Genomic DNA, 24606 nt, shown 5'->3' with positions numbered 1-24606 from the left:
GTTTTCATCCGAAGGACGGCGCGACGGAGCGGCTACCGGGCCACCAGCGGGCCGTCCGCCTCCAGCAGGCCGTCCGCCTCCCGCTCCCGCCGCCACATCGCGTGCAGCCGCCCGTCGCCGTCCGCGAGCAGCTCCGACCAGCGGCCCCGCTCGGCCACCCGGCCGCCGTCCAGCACCAGCACCTCGTCCACGGTGTCGTCGTCCAGCCCGGCCAGCCGGTGGGTGATCAGGACGGTGGTGCGGCCGGCGGTGGCGGCGAGCAGGTCGGCGGTGAGCGCGTCGGCGGTGGGCAGGTCGAGGTGTTCGGCGGGCTCGTCGAGGACGAGCACCGGGAAGTCGGCGAGCAGGGCCCGGGCGAGCGCGAGGCGCCGGCGCTGGCCGCCGGAGAGGCGGGCGCCGTGCTCGCCGACCATGGTGTCGAGGCCGTCCGGCAGGCCGTCCGTCCAGTCGAGCAGCCGGGCGCCGGCCAGGGCGGCGCGCAGTTCGTCCTCGTCGGCGCCCGGCCGGGCGAGGCGCAGGTTCTCCCGGAGCGAGCTGTCGAAGACGTGGGCGTCCTGCGCGCAGAGGCCGATCACCCGGCGGACGTCGTCGCCCGGGAGCGCACGGCTGTCCACAGCCTGTGGACGGCCGGCGGCGAAGGTGACGCCGCCCGCAGCCGGCTCCAGGAAGCGCAGCAGCGCCTGGGCGAGCGTGGTCTTGCCGGAGCCGGACGGGCCGACGACGGCGATCCGGCGCCCGGGCGCGAGATCGAGGTCCACCCCGGACAGGGCGTCCTCGGCCCGTCCGGGGTAGCGGACCGCCAGGCCGCGCACGGCGATCGGCAGCGGCTGCGCGGGCAGCGCCGCCGCCTCGACCGGCTCGGTGACCGCGGGCTCCGCGTCCAGCACTTCGTCCAGCCGGGCCCGCGCGGCGCGGCTGCGCTGGCGGGCCTGGACGGCGAGCGGCATCCCGGTGACGGCCTCGAACGCGGCGAGCGGGGTGAGCACGACGACGGCCAGGCAGACCGGCGCCAGCGCCCCGGTGTGCACACCGCGCAGGCCGACGGCCGCGGCGGCGGTCACCGTCAGCCCGGCGAGCAGCGTGATCAGCCCGGTGCCGAGCGCGGTGGTGGCGGCCGAGCGGGCGGCCAGCCCGGTCAGCGCCGCGTCGGCGCTGCGGACGGCGGCGAGCCGGCCGGGCAGCGCACCGGCGACGGTGAGTTCGGCGGTGCCGGAGAAGGCGTCGACGACGGCGGTGGTGAGCCGTCCCCGCGCCGGGGCCTGCCGCCGCTCGGCACCGGCCGACCAGCGGGCGGCCAGCGCGGGCACCACGGCGCCCGCGAGCAGCAGCCCGACGCCGAGGACGACACCGGCGGCGGGCAGGAAGGCGCCCATCGCGACGGCCGCGGCGAGCGACACGACGCCGGCGACGGCGGCCGGCAGCCGCCAGCGCAGGTAGTGGTCCTGGATCGCGTCGACGTCGGCGACCAGCCGGGAGAGCAGGTCGCCGCGCCGGAACGCGGGCAGTGCGGCCGGGGCGAGCGCGGTGAGCCGCCGGTAGACGGCGGCGCGCAGCGTGCCGAGGGTGCGCAGCACGGCGTCGTGCGAGACGAGCCGTTCGGCGTACCGGAAGACGCTGCGGCCGATGCCGAACGCGCGGACGGAGGTGACGGCCATCATCAGGTAGAGCACCGGCGGCATCTCGGAGGCGTACGAGATGAGGTAGCCCGACGTGGCCATGAGGGCGACGGCGCAGCCGAGGGCGAGCGCGCCGAGCAGGATCGACAGCGCGAGCCGGGGCGCGGCGGTGCCGGCCGGGGTCTCGTCCTCGACGGCGGTCGCGGCCACCGGGCGTCCGCTGTGGGGCAGGAGCTCGACCGCGGCGGCGGCCGGAGCGGCGGCGCCCGCCAGCCGCACCCGCTCGTCCGCGACGGCCAGCAGCGCCGGCCGGTGGGCGACCACCAGGACCGTGCGCGCCGGGTCCTCGGCGAGCGCCCGGACGGCCTCCACGACGGCCGCCTCGGAGGCGCCGTCCAGGTTGGCGGTCGGCTCGTCGAGCAGCACCAGCGGGCGGTCGTCGGCGAGCAGCACGCGGGCGAGCGCGATCCGCTGCCGCTGCCCGGCGGAGAGCCCGGCGCCGTCCTCGCCGAGGACGGCGTCCAGGTCCGTCACGAAGTCCAGCGCGTGGGCGGAGCGCAGCGCCGTCCACAGCTCGTCGTCGCTCGCCTGCGGCCGGTGCAGGCGCAGGTTCTCGGCGACCGTCCCGGCGAACAGGTGCGGGTGCTGCGGCACCCAGGCGATCTGCCGCCGCCAGGTGGCCGGGTCGAGCTCGGCCAGGTCGTACGCGCGGCCGTCGGCGGCGGTGATCCGGACGGTGCCGGCGTCCGGCGCGGTCAGGCCGAGCAGGACGGACACCAGGGTGGACTTGCCGGCCCCGCTCGGTCCGGTCAGGGCGACGGTGGCGCCCGGACGCAGCGTCAGCCCGGCGCCGTCCAGCGCGGGCTCCGTCCGCCCGGGGTGCCGCACGACCAGGCCGTCCGCCGTCACCGTCGCGCCGGCGAGCGCGGGGGCCGGGACGACCCCGGCGGCGGGCAGCGGCGTCTCCAGCACCTCGAAGATCTCGTCCGCCGCCGTCAGCCCCTCCACGCTGGAGTGGTAGAGCGCGCCGACCTGGCGGATCGGGAAGTACACCTCGGGGGCGAGGATGAGGACCAGCAGCCCGGTCTCCAGGTCGAGCGTGCCGTCCACCAGCCGGAACCCGATGGACACCGCGACCAGCGCGACCGACAGCGTGGAGAGCAGTTCCAGCGCGAACGAGGAGATGAACGCGATCCGCAGGGTGCGCAGGGTCGCCCGGCGGTAGTCGGCGGTGATGCGGGCGATCGTGGCGGCCTGTGCCCGCGCCCGGTTGAACACCTTGAGGGTGGGCAGGCCGGCCACCACGTCGAGGAAGTGGTGCGAGAGCCGGGCCAGGGTCTGCCACTGCCGGTCCATCCGGGACTGGGTGGCCATCCCGATCAGCACCATGAACAGCGGGATCAGCGGCAGCGTCCCGGCGATGATCGCGGCCGAGGTGAGGTCGGCCCCCGCGATCCGCAGCAGCACGATCGCCGGCACGGCCACCGCGAGCGCCAACTGCGGGAGGTAGCGCGCGAAGTAGTCGTCGAGGGCGTCGACGCCGCGGGTCGCGAGGGTGGTGAGCTCGCCGGTGCGGCGGCCCGCCAGGTAGGCCGGACCGAGCGCGGTGGCGTGGTCGAGCAGCCGGCGCCGCAGGGTGGACTTCACCCGGGCGACGGACCGGTGCGCGGTGAGCTCGGTGAGCCAGCCGACCAGCCCCCGCCCGACGGCGGTCAGCGCGAGCAGCACCAGCGGGGTGGTGAGCTCGCCGGGCGCCGCCCCGTGCCGGAAGCCGCGCACGACGATCTCGGCGAGCAGGCTCGCCTGCGCGACCACCAGGACGGCGCCCGCCGCGCCGAGGAGCACGGATCCGGCGAGGAAGGCCCGGGTGGTGCGGGCGTGCCCGAGCAGTCGCGGGTCGACCGGCTTCATGTCAGTGCCCGGCCGGGATGTGCTGGACGCCGATGCGCTTGCGGAACACCCAGTACGTCCAGCCCTGGTAGAGCAGCACGAGCGGGGTGAACACGGCCGCGACGATCGTCATCAGCTTCAGCGTGTACGGCGAGGACGCGGCGTTGGTGACGGTCAGGCTCCACTCGGGGTGCAGCGTCGACGGCATGACGTTCGGGAAGAGCGCCAGGAACAGCATCGCCACCGCCGCCACGATCGTCGCCCCCGAGAGGATGAACGCCCAGCCCTCGCGGCCGCGTTGGTTGGCGACCAGGGAGCCGGCCAGGGCCGCCACGGCGACCACCAGGGCCACCAGGCTCCGGCCGTTGCCGCTGTCGGCCTGGGTCCAGGAAAGGAAGGCGAGGGCCAGCACCGCCGTCACCGTCCCGGCCAGGAGCGCGGCCCGGCGCGCCCGCAGCCGGATCTCGCCGACCGTCTTCAGCGCGGCGAACACCGCGCCGTGGAAGGTGAAGAGGCCGAGCGTCACCAGGCCGCCGAGCAGCGCGTACGGGTTGAGGAGGTCCCAGAGGGTGCCGACGTAGTTCTTCTGCGCGTCGATGTCCACGCCGCGCACGATGTTGGCGAAGGCCACGCCCCACAGGAAGGCCGGGATCAGCGAGGTCCAGAAGATGGCCTCCTCCCAGTTCCGCTGCCAGCGCTCGCCGTCGCGCTTGGCCCGGTACTCGAAGGCCACGCCGCGCACGATCAGGCAGACCAGGATGGCCAGCAGCGGGAGGTAGAAGCCGCTGAACAGCGTCGCGTACCAGTCGGGGAAGGCCGCGAAGGTCGCGCCGCCGGCGGTCAGCAGCCAGACCTCGTTGCCGTCCCACACCGGGCCGATCGTGTTGATCAGCACCCGCCGCTCGGCGGTGGTCCTGGCCAGCGGCTTGGTGAGCACGCCGATCCCGAAGTCGAAGCCCTCCAGGAAGAAGTAGCCGATCCACAGGACGGCGATCAGGACGAACCAGACGTCGTGGAGTTGCATGTCAGATCCCCTGTGGTGCTCAGTAGGCGAACGCGAGCGGCTTGTCGGCGTCCTCGTCCGCGGACGGTCCGCGCAGGGACGGGTCCACGGTCGGCGGCTGCTCGGACACCACCGGACCGGCCTTGGCGTACTTGACCAGCAGCCGGACCTCGATGACGGCAAGGATCGCGTACAGCGTGGTGAAGGTGACCAGGGCCCCGATCTGGGTGCCGACGCCCACGTTGGGGGAGACCGCACTGGCCGTGGTCATCAGGCCGAACACGGCCCAGGGCTGGCGGCCCATCTCGGTGAAGATCCAGCCGAAGCTGTTGGCGATCAGCGGGAAGCCCATGGTCAGGATGCCGATCCGCCAGCTCCACTTGGTCAGCAGCGGGCCCAGTTCGCGCTTCGGGGTGAGCATCAGCCGCGGCACCTCGGTGTCGCCGGTGCGGAATTCGGGGTGCAGGAAGAGCTTGCGCCGGGTGGTCCAGAGTCCGACCAGACCGGCCGCGAAGGAGGTCATCCCGAAGCCGATCATGAGGCGGAAGCCCCAGAAGGTCATGAAGATGCTCGGGATGTAGTCCTTCGGATCGCCGCCGTACTTGGCGGCCTCGGCGGCCGCGGTGTCGTTGATGCCGGGGACGGAGGAGCTGAAGTCGCTGTGCGCGAGGAAGGAGAGTATCCCCGGGATCTCCAGCTCGACCGAGTTGTGGCCCTTGCTGACGTCACCGATCGCGAAGACCGAGAACGGCGCCGGCGACTGGGTGTCCCACAGCGCCTCGGCGGCGGCCATCTTCATCGGCTGCTGCTCGAACATCACCTTGCCCAGCGAGTCGCCGCTGATCGCGGTGCCCAGGCCGAAGACGACGGCCAGCACCAGGCCGAGCCGCAGCGACGTGCGCATCACGGCGGTCTTCTTGGGGTCGGCGGTCTCCGCCCCTCCACTCTTCTCAAACAGCCGCTTGGCCTTCCAGAGGTGGAAGGAGGCGATGCCGACCATGAAGGCCGCGCCGGTGAGGAAGGCGGCGGTCAGGGTGTGCGCGACGACGGTGAGGGTGGTGTTCTGGAACAGCACCTCGGTGATGTCGGTGAGCTGCGCCTTGCCGGTGACCGGGTCGATCGCGTAGCCGACCGGGTGCTGCATCCAGGAGTTGGCGGCGAGGATGAAGTAGGCGGAGAGCACGGTGCCGAGGGCGACCATCCACATGCACGCGCAGTGGATCTTCTTCGGCAGCTTGTCCCAGCCGAAGATCCACAGGCCGATGAACGTGGACTCGAAGAAGAAGGCGATCAGCGCCTCCATCGCGAGCGGGGCCCCGAAGACGTCGCCCACGAACCGGGAGTAGTCCGACCAGTTCATCCCGAACTGGAACTCCTGGACGATGCCGGTGACCACGCCCATCGCGATGTTGATCAGGAAGAGCTTCCCCCAGAACTTCGTGGCGTGGAAGTACTTCTCCTTGTTCGTCCGCACCCAGGCGGTCTCCAGTCCGGCCACGACGGCGGCCAGGCTGATGGTGAGCGGGACGAAGAGGAAGTGGTAGACGGTGGTGATGCCGAATTGCCATCTGGCGATGGTTTCGTGAGCGATTGCCAGTTCCACGTCGCCCTCTCTCCAACCTGCCCTTTCGGGCACATTCAGGACAAACTTCTTCTTTAGCCGTAGACCGCTGCCTAACCACGCAAGCTTGTCCGCTTGTGAACGTGAACACGTTCACAAGGGCCAGTATCCATCATCCTTACGGGGGGTCCTCACGCGGGGTTGGGTTTGACCAGGGCGAAGGCCTGCAAGGCGGTGCGCACAGTCTGCGGAGCCCCGAGCGGCAGCGACAACGAACGCCCGGGCGGATCCGGTGATCGTCTTGGACGCCCCGGCACTTGACACGGCCGCCCCACCGGCCCCGGGGCGGACAGCGTGAAAGGGCGCCCCGGAACTCCGGGGCGCCCTACCTCCCGACGCTACGGACGGCCGAGCAGCCAGGTGCCGGGGGTGGAGGGGGCGCGGGCCGTGAAGAAGGCGGTGAAGCCGCGCAGGAACTCGTCCAGGGTGATCCGGCCGTCCCCGTCGGTGTCCAGCTGGCGGAAGCCGTGGGAGAGTTCGGCCGGGTGGACGCGCGGGCCGCCGAAGACGGCGCGGTACTCGTCGGCGTCCAGGTGACCGTTTCCGTCGGTGTCGGCGGCGGTGAAGACGGCGCGCAGCGCGGGCAGCAGGCCGGCCTCCAGGTAGGCCGGGTCGCGGTCGCAGCCGGCGATGGTGGCGGCGACGAACTCCTCCCGGCTCACCTCACCGTCGCCGTCGGCGTCCATGCTCTCGCGCAGCTGCTCCCACCAGCCCTCGAAGGCCGTGTGGACGGCGGCCTCGCCGGCGTCGTCGAGCTCCAGCTGCCAGCACACGTTGTGGGCCATCGCCCGCAGGTCGTGCACCGTGAGCCGGCCGTCGCCGGTCTGGTCGAGCACCTCGCGGAAGAACCGGTCCAGCCGGGGCCGACGGGTGTCCCGCCGCGTCGGGCGCCAGCGGGACGGCGGGCGCTGCTCCGGCGAGCGGTAGCGCAGGTGGTCCGGCAGCCGGCGCAGGACGCCCCCGGCGCCGTGGTGCAGCAGCCGGGACAGCAGGGCGGCACGGCGGGTGCGGACCAGGCCGAAGCGCTCCCGGACGACGGGCGGCAGGTCGGCGATCGTCAGCGCCGTCACCACCCGGGCCACCACCGCCCGCACGGCACGCCAGCCCGCGTCCCCGAGGAACCGGAGCCGGCGCGGCCGGGGCGCCTCGCGCAGGATGTCGAACAGCAGGTAGCGCGCCGACTCGGTGAACTCCAGCCGCTCTCTGGCGACTTTGACGAAGTATCCGGGCAAGTCGGCTGCCGACTGCGGGAGTTCACCCGCCGGAAGCCCGAAGGCGGCAACGACTTCGACGAACTCGCGATACACCTGGTCGAGTTCGCCACGGTCGTACGGATCTCCGCCCAACTCCCGCATGGTGACGACCGATTCGAAGAGCGTCAGCAGCACCCACGCCCTGGTCGCCGCGTCCTTCGCGTCGTACGCACGCCCGTCCGCGTCCGTCCCGCGGATCCGCTTGTGCGCCCGCTCCAGCCGCGCGACCTCGCGCCGGAGCGCGTCGGCGTCCTGGTAGAACAGCCGCCGCCCGCTCCCCAGCGTGTGCTCCACCCGCCGCCACGGATGCGCGTGGTACGTCGAGTGCTCGTCCATCCCCGCCCCGACCACCGGATGCGCCGCCTGCAACACCAGCAGCCGCCACGCGACCAGCCCCACCCGCCACTCGGCCAAGTCCCGCCGGAACGACACCCCCGCCTCAGCCACGCCGCTCCCCGGTGATCTCCGGCCCGATGACGAACCCCTTGGCCGGGCCCTCCTCGATCACGGCTTCCTTGCCGTACGGGACCCGCGCGGAACGGTTGTAGGCCCGGCGTTCGACATCCGGGTCGGTGAGGATCGTCACCGCGCCGCCGTGGTCGTCATCGTCGATGATCTCGGCCCTGACGTGCTCCGGGACTCTGAAGCGTTTCCAGACGTCCCAGAGCCGTTCTTCGGGGCTCATCACGCTTTCCTCGGCCTCGGGGTTCATGGTCCGAACCGTGGCACGGATCCTGCCCGCCGATCGGGTGATCGGGTCGTATTCACCCGATCGGGGTCAGGAGGCCGTGGTCGTCGGGAGTTCGACGCGGAAGGTGGCGCCGGCGCCCGGGGAGGTTTCGAGGGTCAGGGTGCCGCCGTGGGCGTGGGTGAGGGCGGTGGCGATGGCGAGGCCGAGGCCGGCGCCGCCGCCGTCGTGGCGGCTGCGGGAGGCGTCGACGCGGTAGAAGCGCTCGAAGACCTGGAGGGCCTGGTCCTCGGTCAGGCCCGGGCCGGCGTCGGCGACCTCCAGGAGGCAGACGCCGCCCGGGCCGCCGCCGACGCCTATCCGGACGGGGGTGCCGGGTGGCGTGTGCTTGACGGCGTTGCCGACCAGGTTGGTGACGACCTGGCGCAGCCGCGCCTCGTCGCCGAGGACGGGGGCCGCGCCGGGGGCACCCGTCCCGGCCGGGCCGGTGAGGGCGACCGGGCGGGTCGGGTCGAGGGCGGTGAGGTCGTGCAGGGCGTCGGCGGCGAGGGTGCGCAGGTCCATCGGGGCGAGGTCGAGCGGGCGTTCCTCGTCGAGCCGGGCGAGCACCAGGAGGTCCTCGACGAGGGCGCCCATGCGCACGGCCTCGCTCTCGATCCGGGTCATGGTGCGCCGCACGTCCTCCTCGGTGGGCAGCGCGCCCATCCGGTACAGCTCGGTGAAGCCGCGGATGCCGGCCAGCGGGGTGCGCAGTTCGTGCGAGGCGTCGGCGATGAACCGCCGCATGCGGGCCTCGGATTCGGCGCGCGCGGCGAACGCGGCCTCGATCTGGGTGAGCATCCCGTTGAGCGCGATGGACAGCCGCCCGACCTCGGTGCGGCGGGAGGGTCCGGGCATGCGGTGGGAGAGCTCGCCGGCGGCGATCCGGGCCGCGCCGGCCTCGATGCGCCGCAACGGGCGCAGCCCGGTGCGGACGGCGAAGAAGCCGAGGGCGGCGATGATGACGAACACGGCGCCGCCGATGGCGAGGAAGGAGGTGCGGAGCTTGCCGATGGTCGCGTCGATGTCCTCGCGGGAGACGGCCACCATCAGGTAGGTCGGGGTGACGAGCGGCGACGCGTAGGGGCTGGCGACCGTCCCGGCGCCGGGCGTCTTGGCCGGCTGGAGCGGCAGGACGAGCACCCGCCAGCTGCGGTGACCGCGCTGGTCTGGCAGGTCGAAGGGCACGTCGGGGGCGGTGGCGGCCGGGTCGAGGCCGGCCAACTGGGGCGCCGGGTCGCTGTCGGAGACCGGCTGGCGCATGACGCCCTGCACCTTGCCGTCGGAGGTGAGGTACTGCACCAGGTACTGGCTGGGCAGGCCCTGCCCGCGCCGCCCGTTGACGGGCAGCCGCCCCCCGGCGTCGGGCGGGCTGAGCTTGCCCGGCGACCGGTGGGACATCGGCAGCCCGAAGCGCTGGAGCTGCTGGTCGAGCTGCTCGACCAGCTGCACCCGGACGGTGCCGAGCACGATGGTGTCGCTGACCACGAGACCGGTGGTGACGAGGGCGAGCACGAGCACGAGCAGCCGGGCACGCAGCGAGAGCCGGGAGGTGAAGCGGGGCAGCACGGGACGGATCGGCACGGTCGGGCGGGTCCGGTCAGCCCTGCGGGGGCCGGCGCAGGGCATAGCCGATGCCGCGCACGGTGTGGATCAGCTTGGGGCCGTGGGCGGGGCCGGAGTCGAGCTTGCGGCGCAGGTAGGAGATGTAGGACTCGACGATGGAGAGGTCGCCGCCGAAGTCGTAGGCCCACACGTGGTCGAGGATCTGGGCCTTGGAGACGACCCGGCCGACGTTGGCCATCAGGTAGTGCAGCAGCTTGAACTCGGTCGGGGAGAGCGAGACCGGGATGCCGCCGCGGGTGACCTCGTGGGCGACGGGGTCGAGGCTGAGGTCGGCGACGATCAGCCGGCCGTCCTCGGCGGGGCCGCCGGCCCGGCGCAGGATGGCGCGGATCCGGGCGATCAGCTCTTCGAGGCTGAACGGCTTGGTGACGTAGTCGTCGGCGCCCGCGGCGAGGCCCTGGACCTTGTCGCCGACGCCGTCCTTGGCGGTGAGGAAGAGCACCGGGAGGTGGTCGCCGGGGTGGCCGTGGGCGGGCCCGGCGATCTGGCCGCGGCTGGTCTGCTCGCGCAGCTTCTCGACGACGGTGAAGCCGTCGAGGTCGGGGAGCATGACGTCGAGGACGACGAGGTCGGGGCGCTCGTGGGCGATCAGCCGCAGGGCCTCGGTGCCGGTCGCGGCGGAGGCGACCCGAAAACCGGAGAACCGCAGGGAGGCGGAGAGCAGTTCGCGGATGTTGGGCTCGTCGTCGACGACGAGGAGGAAGGCCTCACCCGGCCCGCCGGCCACGGCGGAGCCGCCTGGCGTGGTCACAGTGCCTTGCACGGGGGTTTCGCCTCCCGGTCGGACGATGGCGTTCAGCATGAGGCTAGCCCCCGGAGGCTATGCGGCATGGATGAATGTTGGATTAACACCTTATCGGTCGGTTTTTGGCCGACAGGCCTACGACGAAGGGCTGGGTGGTGTGCGTACCGGCGAGTACGCAAACGCCGCCGGCCGGGAACGCGACGCTCGGCCGTCGACCGCGAGCCGAGGTGGAACGCGCGAAGGCCCCCGCCCGATGACGGGCGAGGGCCTCGCGGCGGGCGGGGTCAGCCGCCGGACGGGGTGCGGTTGCCGCCACCGCCGCCGAAACCGCCACCGCCGAAGCCGCCGCCCGCGCCCGCGGCGCCTTCGACGAGCTGGCTGGCGGTGTAGCCACCGTTGGCGTCGGGGGTGCCGACGACGGTCACGCTCTGGCCGGGCTGCAGGTCCGCGACCTTGCCGTCCTTGTTGAGCTGGACCTTCGTCGCGTCGCCGGTGGTGACCTTGACGGTGTTGCCGTTGGCGTCGGTCAGGTAGACGGTCGTGCCGTCCACCGCCTTCACCGTGCCGCGCGTGAAGCCGGGCTGTCCGCCCTGCCCCTGGCCGCCCTGGCCACCGCCCCTGCGGGAGCCGGTGCCGCCCTGGCCGCCGTAGCCGCCCTGCCCGCCCGCCGCGGCACGCTGCGAGGCGCCGGCGGCCGAGGCCCGGGGCGCGGCGGAGGTCGTCCCGTTGTTCTGCTGGTACCAGACCCCGCCCGCGAACGCGGCCGTGGCGATCACGCCGCCCGCGAGGAGCAGCGAGAGCCAGGGCAGCGGCCGGCGCGGCGGCGCCGCGAGCTCGCCGGCGACGTCCCGGGCGTCCGGCGGGGTGGCGAGGAGGGCGACCTGTTCGGCCGGGTCGTTGATCTCGGTCATGGTCGTGTCCTACTCGTGCCGGAGGGCGTCGATCGGCCGCAGCGAGGCGGCCCGGTTGGCGGGGTAGCTGCCGAAGAAGAGCCCGATGGCGACGGCGATGCCGAACGCGCCGAGCACCGACTCGGGGATCACCACCGGCTTGATGCCGACGATGCTGAAGTGCGAGCCGGCGATCCCGGCCGCGACCCCCAGCCCGGCGCCGATCACCGACAGCAGCGTGGACTCGGTGAGGAACTGCCCGAGGATCACCGCGCGGGGGGCGCCGAGCGCCTTGCGGATGCCGATCTCCCTGGTCCGCTCGGTCACCGTCACCAGCATGATGTTGGTGATCCCGATCCCGCCGACCAGCAGCGAGATCGCGGCCACCGCGCCGAGCAGCACGGTGAACGTCTTGGTCGTGCTCTCGCGGGCGGTGAGCAGCGAGGCCTGGTTGGTGATCCGGAAGTCGGCCTTGGCCGGGTCGGTGATCGCGTGGGCGGCGAGCAGCACCCGGGTGATCTCGGACTGGGCCGCCGTCGTGCTGTCCGCCGAGGCGGCCTGGACGAGGATCTGGTTGACCGGGCCGAAGCCGGTGAAGGCGTTCTGCACGGTGGGCAGCGGCGCGATCAGGACGTCGTCCGGGTCGGTGAAGCCGCTGCCGCCCTTGGCCTGGAGCACGCCGACCACCGTGAAGGGCGTGCCGCCGACGGTGATCTTCTTGCCGACCGGGTCCTCGGTGTCGAAGAGCTGCTTGGCGGTGGTGGCGCCGAGCACCGCGACCTTGCGCGAGCCGAGGACGTCGTCGTCGGTGAAGTACTCGCCGTGCGCGACCTTCTGGTTGGAGGTCTCGAAGTACGCCGGGTAGGTGCCGACGACCGAGCCGGGGCTGTACGAGACGTTCCCGTACAGCGCGGTGGCGCTGGTGGTGACGACGGGCGCGACGGACTTGACCGCGGCCGGGTCCGCCTCCGTCGCGAGCGCCTTGGCGTCGGCGACGGTCAGCTTCTTGACCGACGAGGTGGCGCGCGAGCCGCCGTTCGCCGAACCGGAGCTGACGGTGAGGGAGTTGGTGCCGAGCGAGGTGATCGAGTCCTTGACCGCGACCGACGAGCCGTTGCCGACGGCCAGCAGCAGGATCACCGAGGCGACGCCGATCAGCACGCCGAGCATGGTCAGCGCCGAGCGCACCTTGTTGGCGGCGAGGCCGCCGACCGCGAAGCGGAGCATCTGCCAGAGGATCACGCCGGCACCCCCACGACGAGCGGAGGGCCGTCGAACAGCGGCGGCGGACCGTCCACGCGGGCCTGCCGGACGTCGCTGACGATCTGGCCGTCGACGAGCCGCAGCACCCGCTTGGCGTGCCGGGCGACCTCGTCCTCGTGGGTGATCAGGACGACGGTGCGGCCGGTGGCGTTGAGCCGGTCGATGATGGCCAGCACGTCCTCGGTGGCACGGCTGTCCAGGTTGCCGGTCGGTTCGTCGGCGAGCAGCATCGCGGGTGCGGTGACCAGTGCCCGGGCCACGGCGACGCGCTGCTGCTGGCCGCCGGAGAGCTCGTTGGGCCGGTGGCCGGCCCGCTCGGCGAGCCCGACCAGCGACAGCGCGGCCATCGCCCGGCGGCGCCGTTCGGCGGCGCGCACGCCCGCGTAGGCGAGCGGCAGCTCGACCTGGGCGAGGGCGGTGGTGCGCGGCACCAGGTTGAACGACTGGAAGATGAAGCCGATCTTGCGGTTGCGGACGAGCGAGAGCTGCCCCTCGTCGAGGTGCCCGACGTCGATGCCGTCCAGCTGGTAGCTGCCGGCGGTGGGGACGTCGAGGCAGCCGAGGATGTTCATGAGGGTCGACTTGCCGGAGCCGGAACTGCCCATGACCGCGACGTAGTCGCCCTGGTCGATGTCCAGCGCGACGCCGAGCGGCGTGCCGGTGGCCGGGTCGGCCGGGCCGCGCAGCGCGTGCACGGTGGCGTCGCCGTGGCCGTAGGCCTTGGTGAGCCGGCGGATCCGGATGACGGGTGGCGGGGGGCCCGCGGGCACCCGCTTGTCGATGACGTGACGCATGCTCAGCCCTTGCCGCCGCGGCCCGCGCCGCCGGCGTTGCCGCCACCGCCGCCGCCGGGGATGCCGCCGCCACCGCCACCGAAGCCGCCACCACCACCACCGAAGCCGGCCGCACCGCCGCGACCGCCCTGGCCGCCCTGCCCCGGGAAGGAGCCGTTCGGGAAGCCGTTCCCCGCGCTGGTGGTGGGGAGTTCGACCTTGTCGCCCTCCTTGAGCCCGGTGAGTACCTGCACGGTGCTGTCGCCCTCGACGCCGACCGTGACGCTCATCCGCTGGGTGGAGCCGTCCGGCTGCACCACGTTCGCCGTCCGGCTGCTGCCGGTGCCGGCGAGCGCGGAGGTGGGCAGCGAGAGCGCGTTGTCGGCCTCACCGGTGACCACCGAGACAGTCGCACTGAGGCCGGTGCGCAGGGTGCTGGTGTCGCCGCTGATCTGGAGCGTCGCCGCGTACTGGACGGCCGACGAGCCCGCGCTGCCGCCGCCACTGCTGCTGGGCAGCGAACTGACCGACAGGACGGTTGCGTTGAGCTTGGTGTCGGACTGCGCGTTCAGCGCGACGGTGGCCGCCTCGCCCTTCTTGAGCTTGAGCGAGTCGAGCTCGGAGAAGTTGGCGGTGACCTGCATCCCGGTGGGGTTGGTCAGGACGATGAAGCCGCTCGGCGTGCCGCTGCCCGAACTCGCGCTCGTCCCGGTCGACTTGGTCGATCCCGAGGTGGTGGCGGACGATCCCCCGCCGACGGTGTCGCCGACCTTGGCGGAGACGGACGCGACGGTGCCGTCCACCGACGCGGTGAGGGTCGTGCCGGCCAGCGCCGCCTGGGCGTTGGCCACGTTGGTCTGCGCGGTGGCGACCTGCTGCTCGGCCGAGGCGACGGCCGCGTCGTCCACCTTGGTGGTGGTGACGGTGGTGGTCTGCGGAACGGGCGCGGTGTTCCCGCCCGTTCCGCGGCCGCCGCCCCCGGCACCGGCGCTGGGGCTGGGGCTCGGGGCGGCGGGAGCGCCGGTCTGGGGCAGCGGCTCGACGGTCGTGGTGGTGACACCGGCCTGGGCCTTGGTGAGGTTGGCGTCGGCCGTGGTGAGCGCCGCGTTGGCCGCGTCCACCTGCTGCTGGGCGGCGGTGGTGTCGACGGTGGCCAGCACCTGGCCCTTCTTCACGGTGTCCCCGACCGCGACCTTGACGGCCGTGAGCCGGCCACCGGTGGTGAAGTCCTGGGCGGCGTCGGTGGGCGACACCAGCGTGCCGGTTCCGGACACGGTGGCCAGGACCGTCCCCTTGGCCACCGTCGCGGTCCGGGCCTTCGGCTGTCCGGCGGCCGCGCTCGGCCCGCTGTTCACCGTGGTGTACGCCAGCGCGGCGCAGGCCAGCAGGGCCACGCCCAGGGCGGAGTTGACGAGGACGGCGCCTCGCCGTCGTGGGAGCACCTTCATGGCGGACAGCTTCGCCGGGCGCTCTTGCGTCGGCCTGGGCGCGGGCTGGGAGAAGGCTGAACGGGTGGATCCGGACATTCCGCTCGCACCGGCCCGTTCGCGCGGGCCGCTTGGCCGCCGCGTGGCCGGCCGTTGGCCGAACTCCCAGCCCGCTCCCAGCGATCCCCAGGCATCCGGCAGCGCCCGGCACCACGCCGGCGGCATCCGGGCCTCCCGAAAGCGCCCGGAGCACCCCGCGAGCACGTCGTGAGCACCTCCGGAACGCCTCCCGAACGCCGCAGGGGCGCACCGCGCGTGCGGAACGCCCCTGCGTACGGACGCGGACGTCAGAGCGTCTTGCGGAACTCCTCGGCCACCGCGAGGAAGATCGTGTTGCCCTCGGCCTCGCCGATCGACACCCGCACGCCCTCGGGGAACGGCCGGACGATCACGCCGGCCGCGGCGGCCGCGGCGGCGAAGTCCGCCGAGCGCGCGCCGAGCGGCAGCCACACGAAGTTGGCCTGCGAGTCCGGGAGGTCCCAGCCCTGGGCGCGCAGTCCGGCCACCACCCGGGCGCGCTCCTCCACGAGCGCGTCCACCCGCACCTTGAGTGCGTCCTCGGCGTGCAGCGAGGCGACGGCGGCGTCCTGCGCGAGCTGGTTCACGCCGAACGGGACGGCGGTCTTGCGCAGCGCGGTCGCCACCGGCTCGTGGGCGATCGCGAAGCCGACGCGCAGGCCCGCGAGGCCGTACGCCTTGGAGAAGGTGCGCAGGACGCAGACGTTCGGGCGGTCCCGGTAGAGGTCGATGCCGTTGGGCACCTCGGGGTCGCGGATGAACTCGATGTAGGCCTCGTCGACGACGACCAGCACGTCGCCGGGCACCGCGTCGATGAAGCGCTCCAGCTCGGCGCGGTGGATCACGTTGCCGGTCGGGTTGTTCGGGTTGCACACGAAGATCAGCCGGGTGTTCGGCGTGATCGCGGCGAGCATCGCGTCCAGGTCGTGGTCGCCGCCGGCGGTGATCGGGACCGGGACGGGGGTGGCGCCGGCGACCTGGGTGATGATCGGGTACGCCTCGAAGGAGCGCCAGGCGAAGATCACCTCGTCGCCCGGGCCCGCCGTGGCGAGGATCAGCGACTGGGCGACGCCGACCGAGCCGGTGCCGGTGGCGATGTGCTCGGCCGGCACGCCGAAGCGCTTGGCCAGCTCCTCGGTGAGCTCGTTGACCGCCATGTCCGGGTAGCGGTTGAACGACCCGGCCGCCTCGACCGCCGCGGCCAGGACGCCGGGCAGCGGCCCGTACGGGTTCTCGTTGGAGGACAGCTTGTAGGCGTCGGCGCCGGCCGGCTTGCCGGGCTTGTAGGTGGGGATGCCGTCCAGGGTCGGCCGCAGCCGCGGGCCCTGCGCTGACGTGTCGCTCACGGTCCTGCTCCTTCTCGATCTTCTCGATCTCCGCGTCGGGTGGACGCGCGATGTCCGGGTGTGCGTCCTCCGGTGCGGGTCCTCCGGTGCACACGCCCGGACCACCCCGGTCGGGTGCCTTGCACCATACCGACCGCGCTCACCCGTAGGAGTGAGTTGGCCGGTCGGCCCACCGGTGCAGATCAGCCATTCTGCCGGGTTCCTTTGGCACATGTCAGAGGTAAGACGCCAGGTTTTGGGCCGGTATCGAAGGGGCGCGCCCCGGCTCACTCGTGGAGAAACGTATCTCCAAAGGCTCCCGATGCGCCGGTCACAGGACCTTGTCAGGAGCCATACGATCGGTCCGCCATGACAGCAGCAGCCAACCAGAGCGGTCGGCGACCCACCACCTCACGGCGTCTGGAGCGGGCCGGCATCCGGGATGTGGCAGCAGCCGCCGGAGTGTCGATCACCACCGTCTCCGACGCGCTGAACGGAAAGGGCCGCCTGCCCGACGAGACCCGCAGCCGGGTGCGCGAGGTCGCCGAGCGCCTCGGCTACCGCCCCTCCGCGGCCGCCCGCACCCTGCGCACCGGACGGTCCGGCCTGATCGGGCTGACCGTCACGACCTACGGCGAGGAGCCGTTCACCTTCACGGAGTTCGCGTACTTCGCCGAGATGGCCCGCGCCGCCACCAGCGCCGCCCTCGGCCGCGGCTACGCGCTGGTGGTGCTGCCCGCGTCCTCCCGGCACGACGTCTGGGGCAACATCGCCCTGGACGGCACCGTGGTGATCGACCCGCCCGACCAGGACCCGCTGGTCAGCGAGCTCTACCGGTCCGGCGTCCCGGTGGTCAGCGACGGCAAGCCCGGCAACTGCCCGGTCACCGCCTGGGTCGACAACGACCACGAGGCCGCCGTGCTCGGCATCCTCGACCACCTCTCCGAAGCCGGCGCCCGCCGGATCGGCCTGCTCACCGGGACCAGCACCGACACCTACACCCGGCTCTCCACCGAGGCCTACCTCGGCTGGTGCGCCAAGGTCGGCCAGGAGCCGGTGTACGAGGCCTACCCCGCCCACGACCCGGCCGCCGGCGCCGTCGCCGCCGACCGGCTGCTCGCCCGCCCCGACCGCCCCGACGCCGTCTACGGCCTGTTCGACCCCAACGGCACCGACCTGCTCGCCGCCGCCCGCCGCTACGGGCTGCGGGTGCCCGACGACCTCCTGCTGGTCTGCTGCAGCGAGAGCGACGTCTACGCCGCCACCGAGCCCCCGATCACCACGCTCTCACTGAAGCCCCGCCGGATCGGCACGACCGTCGTCAACCTCCTCATCGACGCCATCGAGGGCGTCGACTCCGGGACGGGCGTCGACATCGCCCGGCTCTTCCCGCCCCGCTTCCGCACCGCCGGAACCGGCCCGCCGCCCGGCACCCTGATGCCCACCGAGCTGATCGTCCGGGCCTCCTCGCAGCGCCGCAGTCCGCGCACCACCGTCAGTCCTCCCCGACCCCCGGGCGAGGTCTAGACCATACCGAGCCGGGACAAAACGGACCTTGCGGGACGGCCCGGCTGACGCTCCGGAGGATTGGATACCCACCAGGTGACGACGCCGGGAGAGTGGTCTTCCTATGATGGGCGAATGACACCCGAGGACCGCTTCCCCGGGCCTGAACACCCCTCCTCAGGCCCCCGCCACCAGCCGGACCTCGACGTGCTGCCGTACGGCACCTACTACGAGCCCGAACCCGCCGGCTACGCCGGGACGCCGTACGAAGCGGAGACCTACAGCGGCTACGGCGGCGCCCGCTACCTCGAACAGCACTGGCCCGCCGACAGCCAGGCGCACGGACACACGATGCACGCCCCCGGGCAGGCGCCGGCGTTCAACCACCAGGACCACCCCGGCTACGAGCCGACCCTGCCCGACCGGCCCTCGCCGGCCCTCCAGTTCCCCGACGCGGTGCCCGACCCCCTGGCCGACGGACACCCCGACCGGCCGGCCGACCAGTTCCCCGGCCGCGACGACCCGCCGACCATCGAGCTCGGCCCGCCGCTGCCCGAGCCCGTGCCCAGCTACCCGTACCCGGCCCCCGGCCCGGACGAGCCGCCCGGCCCGCTCTACGTCGTCGGTGACGTCCACGGCTACCTGGAAGAACTCGTCGCCGAACTCCGCCACCAGGGCATCATCGACGCCGACGGCCACTGGTGCGCCGGCCGCTCCCGGATCTGGTTCCTCGGCGACTTCACCGACCGCGGCCCCGACGGCATCGGCGTCATCGACCTCGTCATGCAGCTCGCCGCCGAGGCCGCCGCCGCGGGCGGCTACTGCCGGGCCCTGATGGGCAATCACGAACTGCTCTTCCTCGGCGCCGCCAGGTACGGGGACGAACCCGTCCAGTCCACCGCCGGCACCGCCTCCTTCCTCGCCGCCTGGCGGCTCAACGGCGGCCAGCAGCACGACCTCGACCGGCTCCAGGCGCACCACATCAGCTGGCTCTCCCGGCTGCCCGCCATCGCCATCGAGGACGGCCACCTGCTGCTGCACTCCGACACCACCGCCTACCTGGAGTACGGCGAGTCCATCCCCGACGTCAACGACGCGGTGCACAGCCTGCTCGCCGACGAGGGCGTGGACGAGTGGTGGGACTGCTTCCGCCGCTTCACCAAGCGCTTCGCCTTCCGCGGCGACGCCGGCCCGACGGCCGTCCACGAGCTCCTCGACACCTACGGCGGCAGCCGGATCGTGCACGGCCACAGCCCGATCCCGTACCTCACCGGCGCTGTGCACGCCGACGACGGCGCCCCGCCGCACATCCCCGGGCCGTACGTGTACGCCGACGACCTCGCGGTCGCCATGGACGGCGGCGTCACCATGGAAGGGCGCCTGCTCATCGCCCGACTGCCCGTCAACTGACGTCACCCGCCGGCCCACCCGTCGCACGGGTGTTCCCGGCGCCCGGGCCGTCGCACGCGCGCGGCCCGGGGCGCGAAATTCCGGAATCGGACTGTCAGCGCGGGCGCACCCGCCCCTACCATGAGGCACACCACGAGCGGCCGCCCGTCCGGCGGCCCGCCTCCGCGCCCGATTCGGCGCCCCTGCGGGCCCACCCAGCCCGCGAGGCGGAGCGAACCGGGGTCCGCATGAACGGGGTCCCCATGACCAACCCCCCGCCGCTGCTCGCCGAGGACCGCCCGGAGTACGAGCGCCTCCTCGCCGAAGCCCTCCGCGACGGCACCGTCCGCACCGCCCTCCGCGCGCCCGGCGCACTCACCGCCGACCAGCTGCGCGCCCGCGCCCTGCGCGACGCCGACGCCATCGCCGCCGCGGCCGCCACCGAGTACGAGCACTACACCGGGCTGCGCGAGAGCCTGCGCAGCACGCCCCCGCCCGCCGAGGGCGCCGAGCCGGCCGCCCCCGGCCTGCTCTCCCAGCTGCGCTCCGCCGACGGCGGCGCCGGGCTCTTCCCGGTCCTCACCGTGCTCACCCCGATCCTGGCCTGGGCCGCGGCGCTGGTCCTGCTGCTCCTCGGGTACGCCCTGCGCGCCGCCGACCCCGGGCTCGTCCTCGCCCGCTCCCTGCTCACCGCGGGCTGGATCGCGCTCGCGGCCGGGATCGTCGCGATGACCGTCGGCCTCGTCGGGCTCGTCCTCACCGCGTTACGCGACGGCTCCGGCGCCCCCGCGGGCACCGACCCCGACCTCGCCGCCGAGCTCGCCGCCGCCCGCCGCGCCTGGCGCACCGCCCTGCGCGACCGCGGCCTCCTCCCCTACCTGCACGCCGGCCTCCCGGCCGTCCCCGCCCAGCGCCCGGACTTCACCAGCCCCGGCTACACCCCGCCGGGCTTCACCGGCCCGGGCCCCGACGGCCTCACCGACCCCGAGGGCCGCGCCTCCCGCCCCGCCGCCTTCACCCCGCCCGACTTCAGCACCCCCGGCTACACCCCGCCGGGCTTCACCGGCCCCGACGAGGTCGGCTGACGCACCGCTGCCCCGGGCCACGCCCGGGGCAGCGCGCAGGACCCCGGAGCGGCTGCTACGGCAGGTAGCGTTCGAGCGCCGCCGCGCCCTTCTCGTCGATCTGCCGCCTGGCCCACGCGAGGCGCTCGGGCGTGACGTCCTGCCCGGACGCCATGACCAGGTCCTCGGGGTCGAAGGGCCGCTCGCCACCGCTGTACAGCTGCCGCGGGGACGCCTTGGCGTCCCGGTTCGTCTCGTCGCTCGGATCGGTCCCCTTGATCGGGCTGCCCATCGCTGCCTCCTTGGTCGGCCTTCCCCCCAGGGTGCCTCCGATTTCCCCCGGACGCACGACGGCGTGGCGGCAAAGGCCGGAACCCGTCCGAGGCCGCCGGGTGGAAAGGAAAACGGCCCGCGCTCTCCCCCCGGAGGAACGCGGGCCGGCTCTGGGGCGGCGGCGGTCAGTCCGCCATCGGCAGGTAGACCTTGTTGCCGTGGGCCTTGAACTCCTCGGACATGGCCTGCATGCCGGCCAGCGCCTCGGCGTCGAACTCGGTGCCGACGGCCGTGGAGCCGTCGCCGTGCTCGTCGCGGATCTTCTGCGAGATCTTCATCGAGCAGAACTTCGGGCCGCACATCGAGCAGAAGTGCGCGGTCTTGGCCGGCTCGGCGGGGAGGGTCTCGTCGTGGAAGTCGCGCGCGGTCTCCGGGTCGAGGGCCAGGTTGAACTGGTCCTCCCAGCGGAACTCGAAGCGGGCGTCGGAGAGGGCGTCGTCCCAGGCCTGGGCGCCGGGGTGGCCCTTGGCGAGGTCGGCGGCGTGGGCGGCGATCTTGTAGGTGATCACGCCGGTCTTGACGTCGTCCCGGTTGGGCAGGCCCAGGTGCTCCTTGGGCGTCACGTAGCAGAGCATCGCGGTGCCCCACCAGGCGATCATCGCGGCGCCGATGCCGGAGGTGATGTGGTCGTAGCCGGGGGCGACGTCCGTGGTGAGGGGGCCGAGCGTGTAGAACGGCGCCTCGTCGCAGATCTCCTTCTGGAGATCCATGTTCTCCTTGATCTTGTGCATCGGGACGTGGCCCGGGCCCTCGATCATCACCTGGACGTCGCGCTCGCGGGCGATCCGGCCGAGCTCGCCGAGGGTCTGCAACTCGGCGAACTGCGCCTCGTCGTTGGCGTCGGCGATGGAGCCGGGCCGCAGGCCGTCACCGAGCGAGAAGGTGACGTCGTAGGCGGCGAGGATGTCGCAGAGCTCCTCGAAGTTCGTGTAGAGGAAGTTCTCCTTGTGGTGCGCGAGGCACCACGCGGCCATGATCGATCCGCCGCGCGAGACGATGCCGGTCTTGCGGCGGGCGGTCAGCGGGACGTACCGCAGCAGCACGCCGGCGTGGACGGTCATGTAGTCGACGCCCTGCTCGCACTGCTCGATGATGGTGTCCCGGTAGACCTCCCAGCTCAGCTCCTCGGCCCTGCCGTCGACCTTCTCCAGGGCCTGGTACAGCGGCACGGTGCCGATCGGCACGGGGGAGTTGCGCAGGATCCACTCGCGGGTGGTGTGGATGTTGCGGCCGGTGGAGAGGTCCATGACGGTGTCGGCGCCCCAACGGGTGGCCCAGGTCATCTTCTCCACCTCCTCCTCGATCGAGGAGGTGACGGCGGAGTTGCCGATGTTGGCGTTGATCTTCACCAGGAAGTTGGTGCCGATGATCGCCGGCTCCACCTCGGGGTGGTTCACGTTCACCGGGATGACGGCCCGGCCGCGGGCCACCTCGTCGCGCACGAACTCGGGGGCCAGGCCCTCGCGCAGGGCGACGAACTCCATCTCCGGCGTGACGATCCCGCGCTTGGCGTAGGCGAGTTGGGTCACGGCGGCGCCGCCGCGGCCGCGCAGCGGGCGGCGGGGGCGGCCGGGGAAGACGGCGTCGAGGTTGCGCAGGTTCCCGCCGCGCGGCGAGGTGTGCTTGATGCCGTCGTCCTCGGGGCGGGCCTCGCGGCCGTCGTACTCCTCGACGTCGCCGCGCTGGCGGATCCACGCGTCGCGCAGGGCGGGCAGGCCGCGGCGCACGTCGGGCTCGTAGGCGGGGTCGGTGTACGGGCCGGAGGTGTCGTACAGCGGAACGGTCTTGCCGTTGGTGAGCACCACCTCGCGGAACGGGACCCGCAGATCGGGGCGGGATCCCTCGCGGTGGGCCTTGCGCCAGGCCGGGGTCGGGTAGCCGGTGCGCTCGCTGCTGGGGGCGCTCTGGGCAGACTGCGGCTGTGCGTCGAACGTGGTCATCTGACCTTCACTCCCTACGCCGGCATTACCCGGTCCAGGTTCCTGCGGTCGGCGCAGCGTCCCGGCCGTCCGTCGACGGACCGTTCAGCGCCCTCTCAGCCCGGTGCTCCGAGCTCCCGCGTCCGCAGGCGGTGTTGCCTGCACATGACGCCCAACACCGTAGCGAGAGGATCGCCGCAGGTCCAGAGGGCTTCCGGTGGGCGGGCGGCGGGCGCAGACTGAAGCCCATGATCGGACTGACGGGACGGGTCACGGGGAAGGTCGGCGCGGGCCTGGTCGGGGAGGTGCTGGTGCACGTGCCCGAGCGGCAGGGGACGGAGGCGTTCCTGGCGTACCTGGCGGTGCCGGGGGATCCGCTGCCGACGGGCGCGCAGGTGATCGTGGTCGAGTACCAGGCGCCGCGCACGGTGTTCGTGTCGCCGCTCTGACGGACGATCCTCCCTCGTCACGGGGCCCGTGACAGGACCGGGACGAAGTCACGACGTCACCTACTGGCGCACGCGCACGAACAGGCGCAGAATCTCCGCTGCCACCGCGTCCGCGCACTCCTGCACAACCACGCGCAGCCACGGAGCGGTGTGCCTTGAAGGGGGAGTCGGCCGATGGTTATCGGCGTCGTCGCGGGGGCCGTGGTGGCCTCCATCATCGTTGTGATCATCCTGTTCAAGCTCATGTGGCGGGTCGCCGAGCCGAACGAGGCACTGATCATCTCCGGGTCGAAGCACGGGGACGGCCTGGGCTTCCGGATCGTCACCGGGCGGGGCACCTTCGTCGTCCCGGGCATGCAGGCGGTGCGCCGCCTGTCGCTGGACCTCAACGAGGCCGAGCTGGACGTCGAGTGCGTGACGCAGCAGGGCATCCCGGTGCACGTCAAGGGTGTCGTCATCTTCAAGGTCGGCGACGACTCGGTGTCGATCGCCAACGCCGCCCGGCGTTTCCTGGACCAGCAGAAGATGATGGGCCAGCGGGTGCACAACGTGTTCGCCGGTCACCTGCGCTCCATCGTCGGCGGGCTGACGGTCGAGGACATGATCCGCGACCGCGATCGGCTGACCGGCGAGACCCGGGCCGCCTCGGGCGCCGAGATGGAGAAGCTCGGTCTGATCATCGACTCGCTGCAGATCCAGGAGATCCTGGACCCGACCGGGTACATCCGCAACCTCGCCGCCCCGCACGCCGCGGCCGTCCAGCGCGACGCCCGCATCGCGGCCGCCGCCGCCGACCGCGAGGCCACCGAGGCGGAGCAGGAGGCGTTCGCCCGCAAGGCCGAGGCCACCCGCAACAGCGAGATCCAGCAGGCCTCCTACCAGGCCGAGATGGACACCGCGAGCGCCCGCGCCCGGCAGGCCGGACCGCTCGCCGAGGCGGCCGCCCGCCAGGAGGTCGTCGTCCAGGAGACGAAGGTCGCCGAGCTGGAGGCCCAGCGCAAGGAGCAGCAGCTCCAGATCGACGTCCGCAAGCCGGCCGACGCCAAGGCGTACGAGACCCGCACCAAGGCCGACGCCGACCGCGACGCCCGGATCTCCTCGGCCCAGGCGCACGCCCGGGAGACCGAGCTGCGGGCGGCGGCCGACGCCAGCCAGGTGAAGATCGCCGCGGCGGCCGAGGCGGAGGCCACCAAGCTGCGCGGCCTGGCCGCCGCCGAGGCGACCAGGGCCACCGGTCAGGCGGAGGCCGCGGCCGTCGAGGCCCGCGGTCTGGCGGACGCCGAGGCGGCCCGGGCGCTCGGGCTGGCCAACGCCGAGGGCATCCGGGCCCGCGCCGCGGCCCTCGCCGAGAACCAGGACGCCGTCGTGGCGCAGGAGTTGGCGGAGAAGTGGCCGGAGATCGTCCGGGCCGCGGCCGAGTCCTTCGGCAACGTCGAGCACATGGTGCTGCTCAACGGCGCGGACGGCATGGGCGAGATGTTCGCGAAGGCGCTCACCATGGGCGGCACCGGCCTCGGCCTGGCCCGCCAGCTGCTGAGCACCATGAAGGAGGCCCCGGCCGACGCGCCGGCCGACGCCAAGGCGCCGGTGGTGCAGCAGGTCCGCATCGAGGAGTGACCCGGCGCGGTCCCGCACCGCGACGGCCGAGGCCCCGCCCCCCCCCCACCGGGGGGCGGGCCCCCGCCCCCCCCCCATGGGGGGGCGGGCCC

Annotated in this window: 19 protein-coding genes and 1 riboswitch; of the genes, 5 read left to right on the top strand and 14 right to left on the bottom strand. The window is 73.3% G+C overall.

Going from position 1 to position 24606, the window contains the following annotated elements:
* Positions 1-32 precede the first annotated feature (32 nt).
* From cydD to hisC, 12 genes are all read right to left on the bottom strand, one after another.
* Positions 33-3527, bottom strand: coding sequence for a thiol reductant ABC exporter subunit CydD (gene cydD, locus ACFV4F_RS18720; RefSeq protein ID WP_380503735.1), 3495 nt, complete (start codon positions 3525-3527; stop codon positions 33-35).
* A gap of 1 nt (position 3528) precedes the next feature.
* Positions 3529-4530, bottom strand: coding sequence for a cytochrome d ubiquinol oxidase subunit II (gene cydB, locus ACFV4F_RS18715; RefSeq protein WP_380503732.1), 1002 nt, complete (start codon positions 4528-4530; stop codon positions 3529-3531).
* Positions 4531-4549: 19 nt separating this feature from the next.
* A complete protein-coding gene (locus ACFV4F_RS18710) occupies positions 4550-6112 on the bottom strand; it encodes a cytochrome ubiquinol oxidase subunit I (RefSeq protein WP_380439646.1) in 1563 nt (520 codons plus the stop codon).
* A gap of 356 nt (positions 6113-6468) precedes the next feature.
* On the bottom strand, positions 6469-7830 hold the full coding sequence (locus tag ACFV4F_RS18705) for an oxygenase MpaB family protein (protein WP_380503729.1): 1362 nt from the start codon (positions 7828-7830) through the stop codon (positions 6469-6471).
* The gene (locus tag ACFV4F_RS18700) at positions 7823-8095 is read right to left on the bottom strand and encodes a hypothetical protein (protein ID WP_380439650.1); all 273 of its coding nucleotides are present in this window, start codon (positions 8093-8095) and stop codon (positions 7823-7825) included. Before ACFV4F_RS18700 ends, ACFV4F_RS18705 begins: the two co-directional genes overlap by 8 nt.
* A gap of 66 nt (positions 8096-8161) precedes the next feature.
* Positions 8162-9694 carry a sensor histidine kinase gene (locus ACFV4F_RS18695; protein ID WP_380497481.1) on the bottom strand — a complete coding sequence of 511 codons (1533 nt, stop codon included), beginning with the start codon at positions 9692-9694 and terminating at the stop codon, positions 8162-8164.
* A gap of 16 nt (positions 9695-9710) precedes the next feature.
* Positions 9711-10538, bottom strand: a complete 828-nt coding sequence (locus ACFV4F_RS18690) for a response regulator transcription factor (RefSeq protein WP_380439654.1) — start codon at positions 10536-10538, stop codon at positions 9711-9713.
* Between the two features lie 227 nt (positions 10539-10765).
* The gene (locus tag ACFV4F_RS18685) at positions 10766-11392 is read right to left on the bottom strand and encodes a DUF5666 domain-containing protein (RefSeq protein WP_380503725.1); all 627 of its coding nucleotides are present in this window, start codon (positions 11390-11392) and stop codon (positions 10766-10768) included.
* Between the two features lie 9 nt (positions 11393-11401).
* Positions 11402-12613 carry an ABC transporter permease gene (locus ACFV4F_RS18680; RefSeq protein WP_380439660.1) on the bottom strand — a complete coding sequence of 404 codons (1212 nt, stop codon included), beginning with the start codon at positions 12611-12613 and terminating at the stop codon, positions 11402-11404.
* Entirely contained in the window at positions 12610-13428 is an 819-nt protein-coding gene (locus ACFV4F_RS18675) for an ABC transporter ATP-binding protein (protein ID WP_380439662.1), read from the bottom strand. Before ACFV4F_RS18675 ends, ACFV4F_RS18680 begins: the two co-directional genes overlap by 4 nt.
* Before the next feature lie 2 nt (positions 13429-13430).
* On the bottom strand, positions 13431-14855 hold the full coding sequence (locus ACFV4F_RS18670) for an efflux RND transporter periplasmic adaptor subunit (protein ID WP_380503722.1): 1425 nt from the start codon (positions 14853-14855) through the stop codon (positions 13431-13433).
* 326 nt (positions 14856-15181) lie between these two features.
* Complete coding sequence (hisC, locus tag ACFV4F_RS18665; protein ID WP_380439666.1) at positions 15182-16258, bottom strand: histidinol-phosphate transaminase; 1077 nt, start codon at positions 16256-16258, stop codon at positions 15182-15184.
* Positions 16259-16606: 348 nt separating this feature from the next.
* Here hisC and ACFV4F_RS18660 point away from each other — a divergent pair, with 348 nt between their 5' ends.
* The 3 genes from ACFV4F_RS18660 (at position 16607) to ACFV4F_RS18650 (ending at position 20217) form a co-directional block, all read left to right on the top strand.
* Entirely contained in the window at positions 16607-17764 is a 1158-nt protein-coding gene (locus ACFV4F_RS18660) for a LacI family DNA-binding transcriptional regulator (RefSeq protein WP_078859964.1), read from the top strand.
* A gap of 114 nt (positions 17765-17878) precedes the next feature.
* Positions 17879-19153, top strand: a complete 1275-nt coding sequence (locus tag ACFV4F_RS18655; protein WP_380439670.1) for a metallophosphoesterase — start codon at positions 17879-17881, stop codon at positions 19151-19153.
* A gap of 242 nt (positions 19154-19395) precedes the next feature.
* Positions 19396-20217, top strand: a complete 822-nt coding sequence (locus tag ACFV4F_RS18650; RefSeq protein ID WP_380503719.1) for a hypothetical protein — start codon at positions 19396-19398, stop codon at positions 20215-20217.
* A 55-nt stretch (positions 20218-20272) separates the two neighbouring features.
* Here ACFV4F_RS18650 and ACFV4F_RS18645 read toward each other — a convergent pair whose 3' ends face one another.
* On the bottom strand, positions 20273-20488 hold the full coding sequence (locus tag ACFV4F_RS18645; RefSeq protein ID WP_359964259.1) for a hypothetical protein: 216 nt from the start codon (positions 20486-20488) through the stop codon (positions 20273-20275).
* A 166-nt stretch (positions 20489-20654) separates the two neighbouring features.
* On the bottom strand, positions 20655-22469 hold the full coding sequence (thiC, locus tag ACFV4F_RS18640) for a phosphomethylpyrimidine synthase ThiC (RefSeq protein WP_380439674.1): 1815 nt from the start codon (positions 22467-22469) through the stop codon (positions 20655-20657).
* Positions 22464-22599: riboswitch (TPP riboswitch) on the bottom strand. Its footprint overlaps the gene before it by 6 nt.
* A gap of 97 nt (positions 22600-22696) precedes the next feature.
* Here thiC and ACFV4F_RS18635 point away from each other — a divergent pair.
* Positions 22697-22897, top strand: coding sequence for a hypothetical protein (locus tag ACFV4F_RS18635; protein WP_380503716.1), 201 nt, complete (start codon positions 22697-22699; stop codon positions 22895-22897).
* A gap of 174 nt (positions 22898-23071) precedes the next feature.
* On the top strand, positions 23072-24514 hold the full coding sequence (locus tag ACFV4F_RS18630; RefSeq protein ID WP_380439678.1) for an SPFH domain-containing protein: 1443 nt from the start codon (positions 23072-23074) through the stop codon (positions 24512-24514).
* Positions 24515-24606 lie beyond the last annotated feature (92 nt).

This window comes from Kitasatospora sp. NPDC059722 (assembly GCF_042733235.1).
GTDB lineage: Bacteria > Actinomycetota > Actinomycetes > Streptomycetales > Streptomycetaceae > Kitasatospora.
Note: the sequence above shows the minus strand (reverse complement) of the source record. Positions and strands in the feature narration are given on the sequence as shown.

Excerpts from the sequence above, each read along its gene's own strand:
- cydD (WP_380503735.1), bottom strand. The coding sequence starts at position 3,527 with ATGAAGCCGGTCGACCCGCGACTGCTCGGGCACGCCCGCACCACCCGG.
- cydB (WP_380503732.1), bottom strand. The coding sequence starts at position 4,530 with ATGCAACTCCACGACGTCTGGTTCGTCCTGATCGCCGTCCTGTGGATC.
- ACFV4F_RS18700 (WP_380439650.1), bottom strand. The coding sequence starts at position 8,095 with ATGAACCCCGAGGCCGAGGAAAGCGTGATGAGCCCCGAAGAACGGCTC.
- ACFV4F_RS18690 (WP_380439654.1), bottom strand. The coding sequence starts at position 10,538 with ATGCTGAACGCCATCGTCCGACCGGGAGGCGAAACCCCCGTGCAAGGC.
- ACFV4F_RS18685 (WP_380503725.1), bottom strand. The coding sequence starts at position 11,392 with ATGACCGAGATCAACGACCCGGCCGAACAGGTCGCCCTCCTCGCCACC.
- ACFV4F_RS18675 (WP_380439662.1), bottom strand. The coding sequence starts at position 13,428 with ATGCGTCACGTCATCGACAAGCGGGTGCCCGCGGGCCCCCCGCCACCC.
- ACFV4F_RS18670 (WP_380503722.1), bottom strand. The coding sequence starts at position 14,855 with ATGAAGGTGCTCCCACGACGGCGAGGCGCCGTCCTCGTCAACTCCGCC.
- ACFV4F_RS18660 (WP_078859964.1), top strand. The coding sequence starts at position 16,607 with ATGACAGCAGCAGCCAACCAGAGCGGTCGGCGACCCACCACCTCACGG.
- ACFV4F_RS18655 (WP_380439670.1), top strand. The coding sequence starts at position 17,879 with ATGACACCCGAGGACCGCTTCCCCGGGCCTGAACACCCCTCCTCAGGC.
- ACFV4F_RS18650 (WP_380503719.1), top strand. The coding sequence starts at position 19,396 with ATGACCAACCCCCCGCCGCTGCTCGCCGAGGACCGCCCGGAGTACGAG.
- ACFV4F_RS18645 (WP_359964259.1), bottom strand. The coding sequence starts at position 20,488 with ATGGGCAGCCCGATCAAGGGGACCGATCCGAGCGACGAGACGAACCGG.
- thiC (WP_380439674.1), bottom strand. The coding sequence starts at position 22,469 with ATGACCACGTTCGACGCACAGCCGCAGTCTGCCCAGAGCGCCCCCAGC.
- ACFV4F_RS18635 (WP_380503716.1), top strand. The coding sequence starts at position 22,697 with ATGATCGGACTGACGGGACGGGTCACGGGGAAGGTCGGCGCGGGCCTG.
- ACFV4F_RS18630 (WP_380439678.1), top strand. The coding sequence starts at position 23,072 with ATGGTTATCGGCGTCGTCGCGGGGGCCGTGGTGGCCTCCATCATCGTT.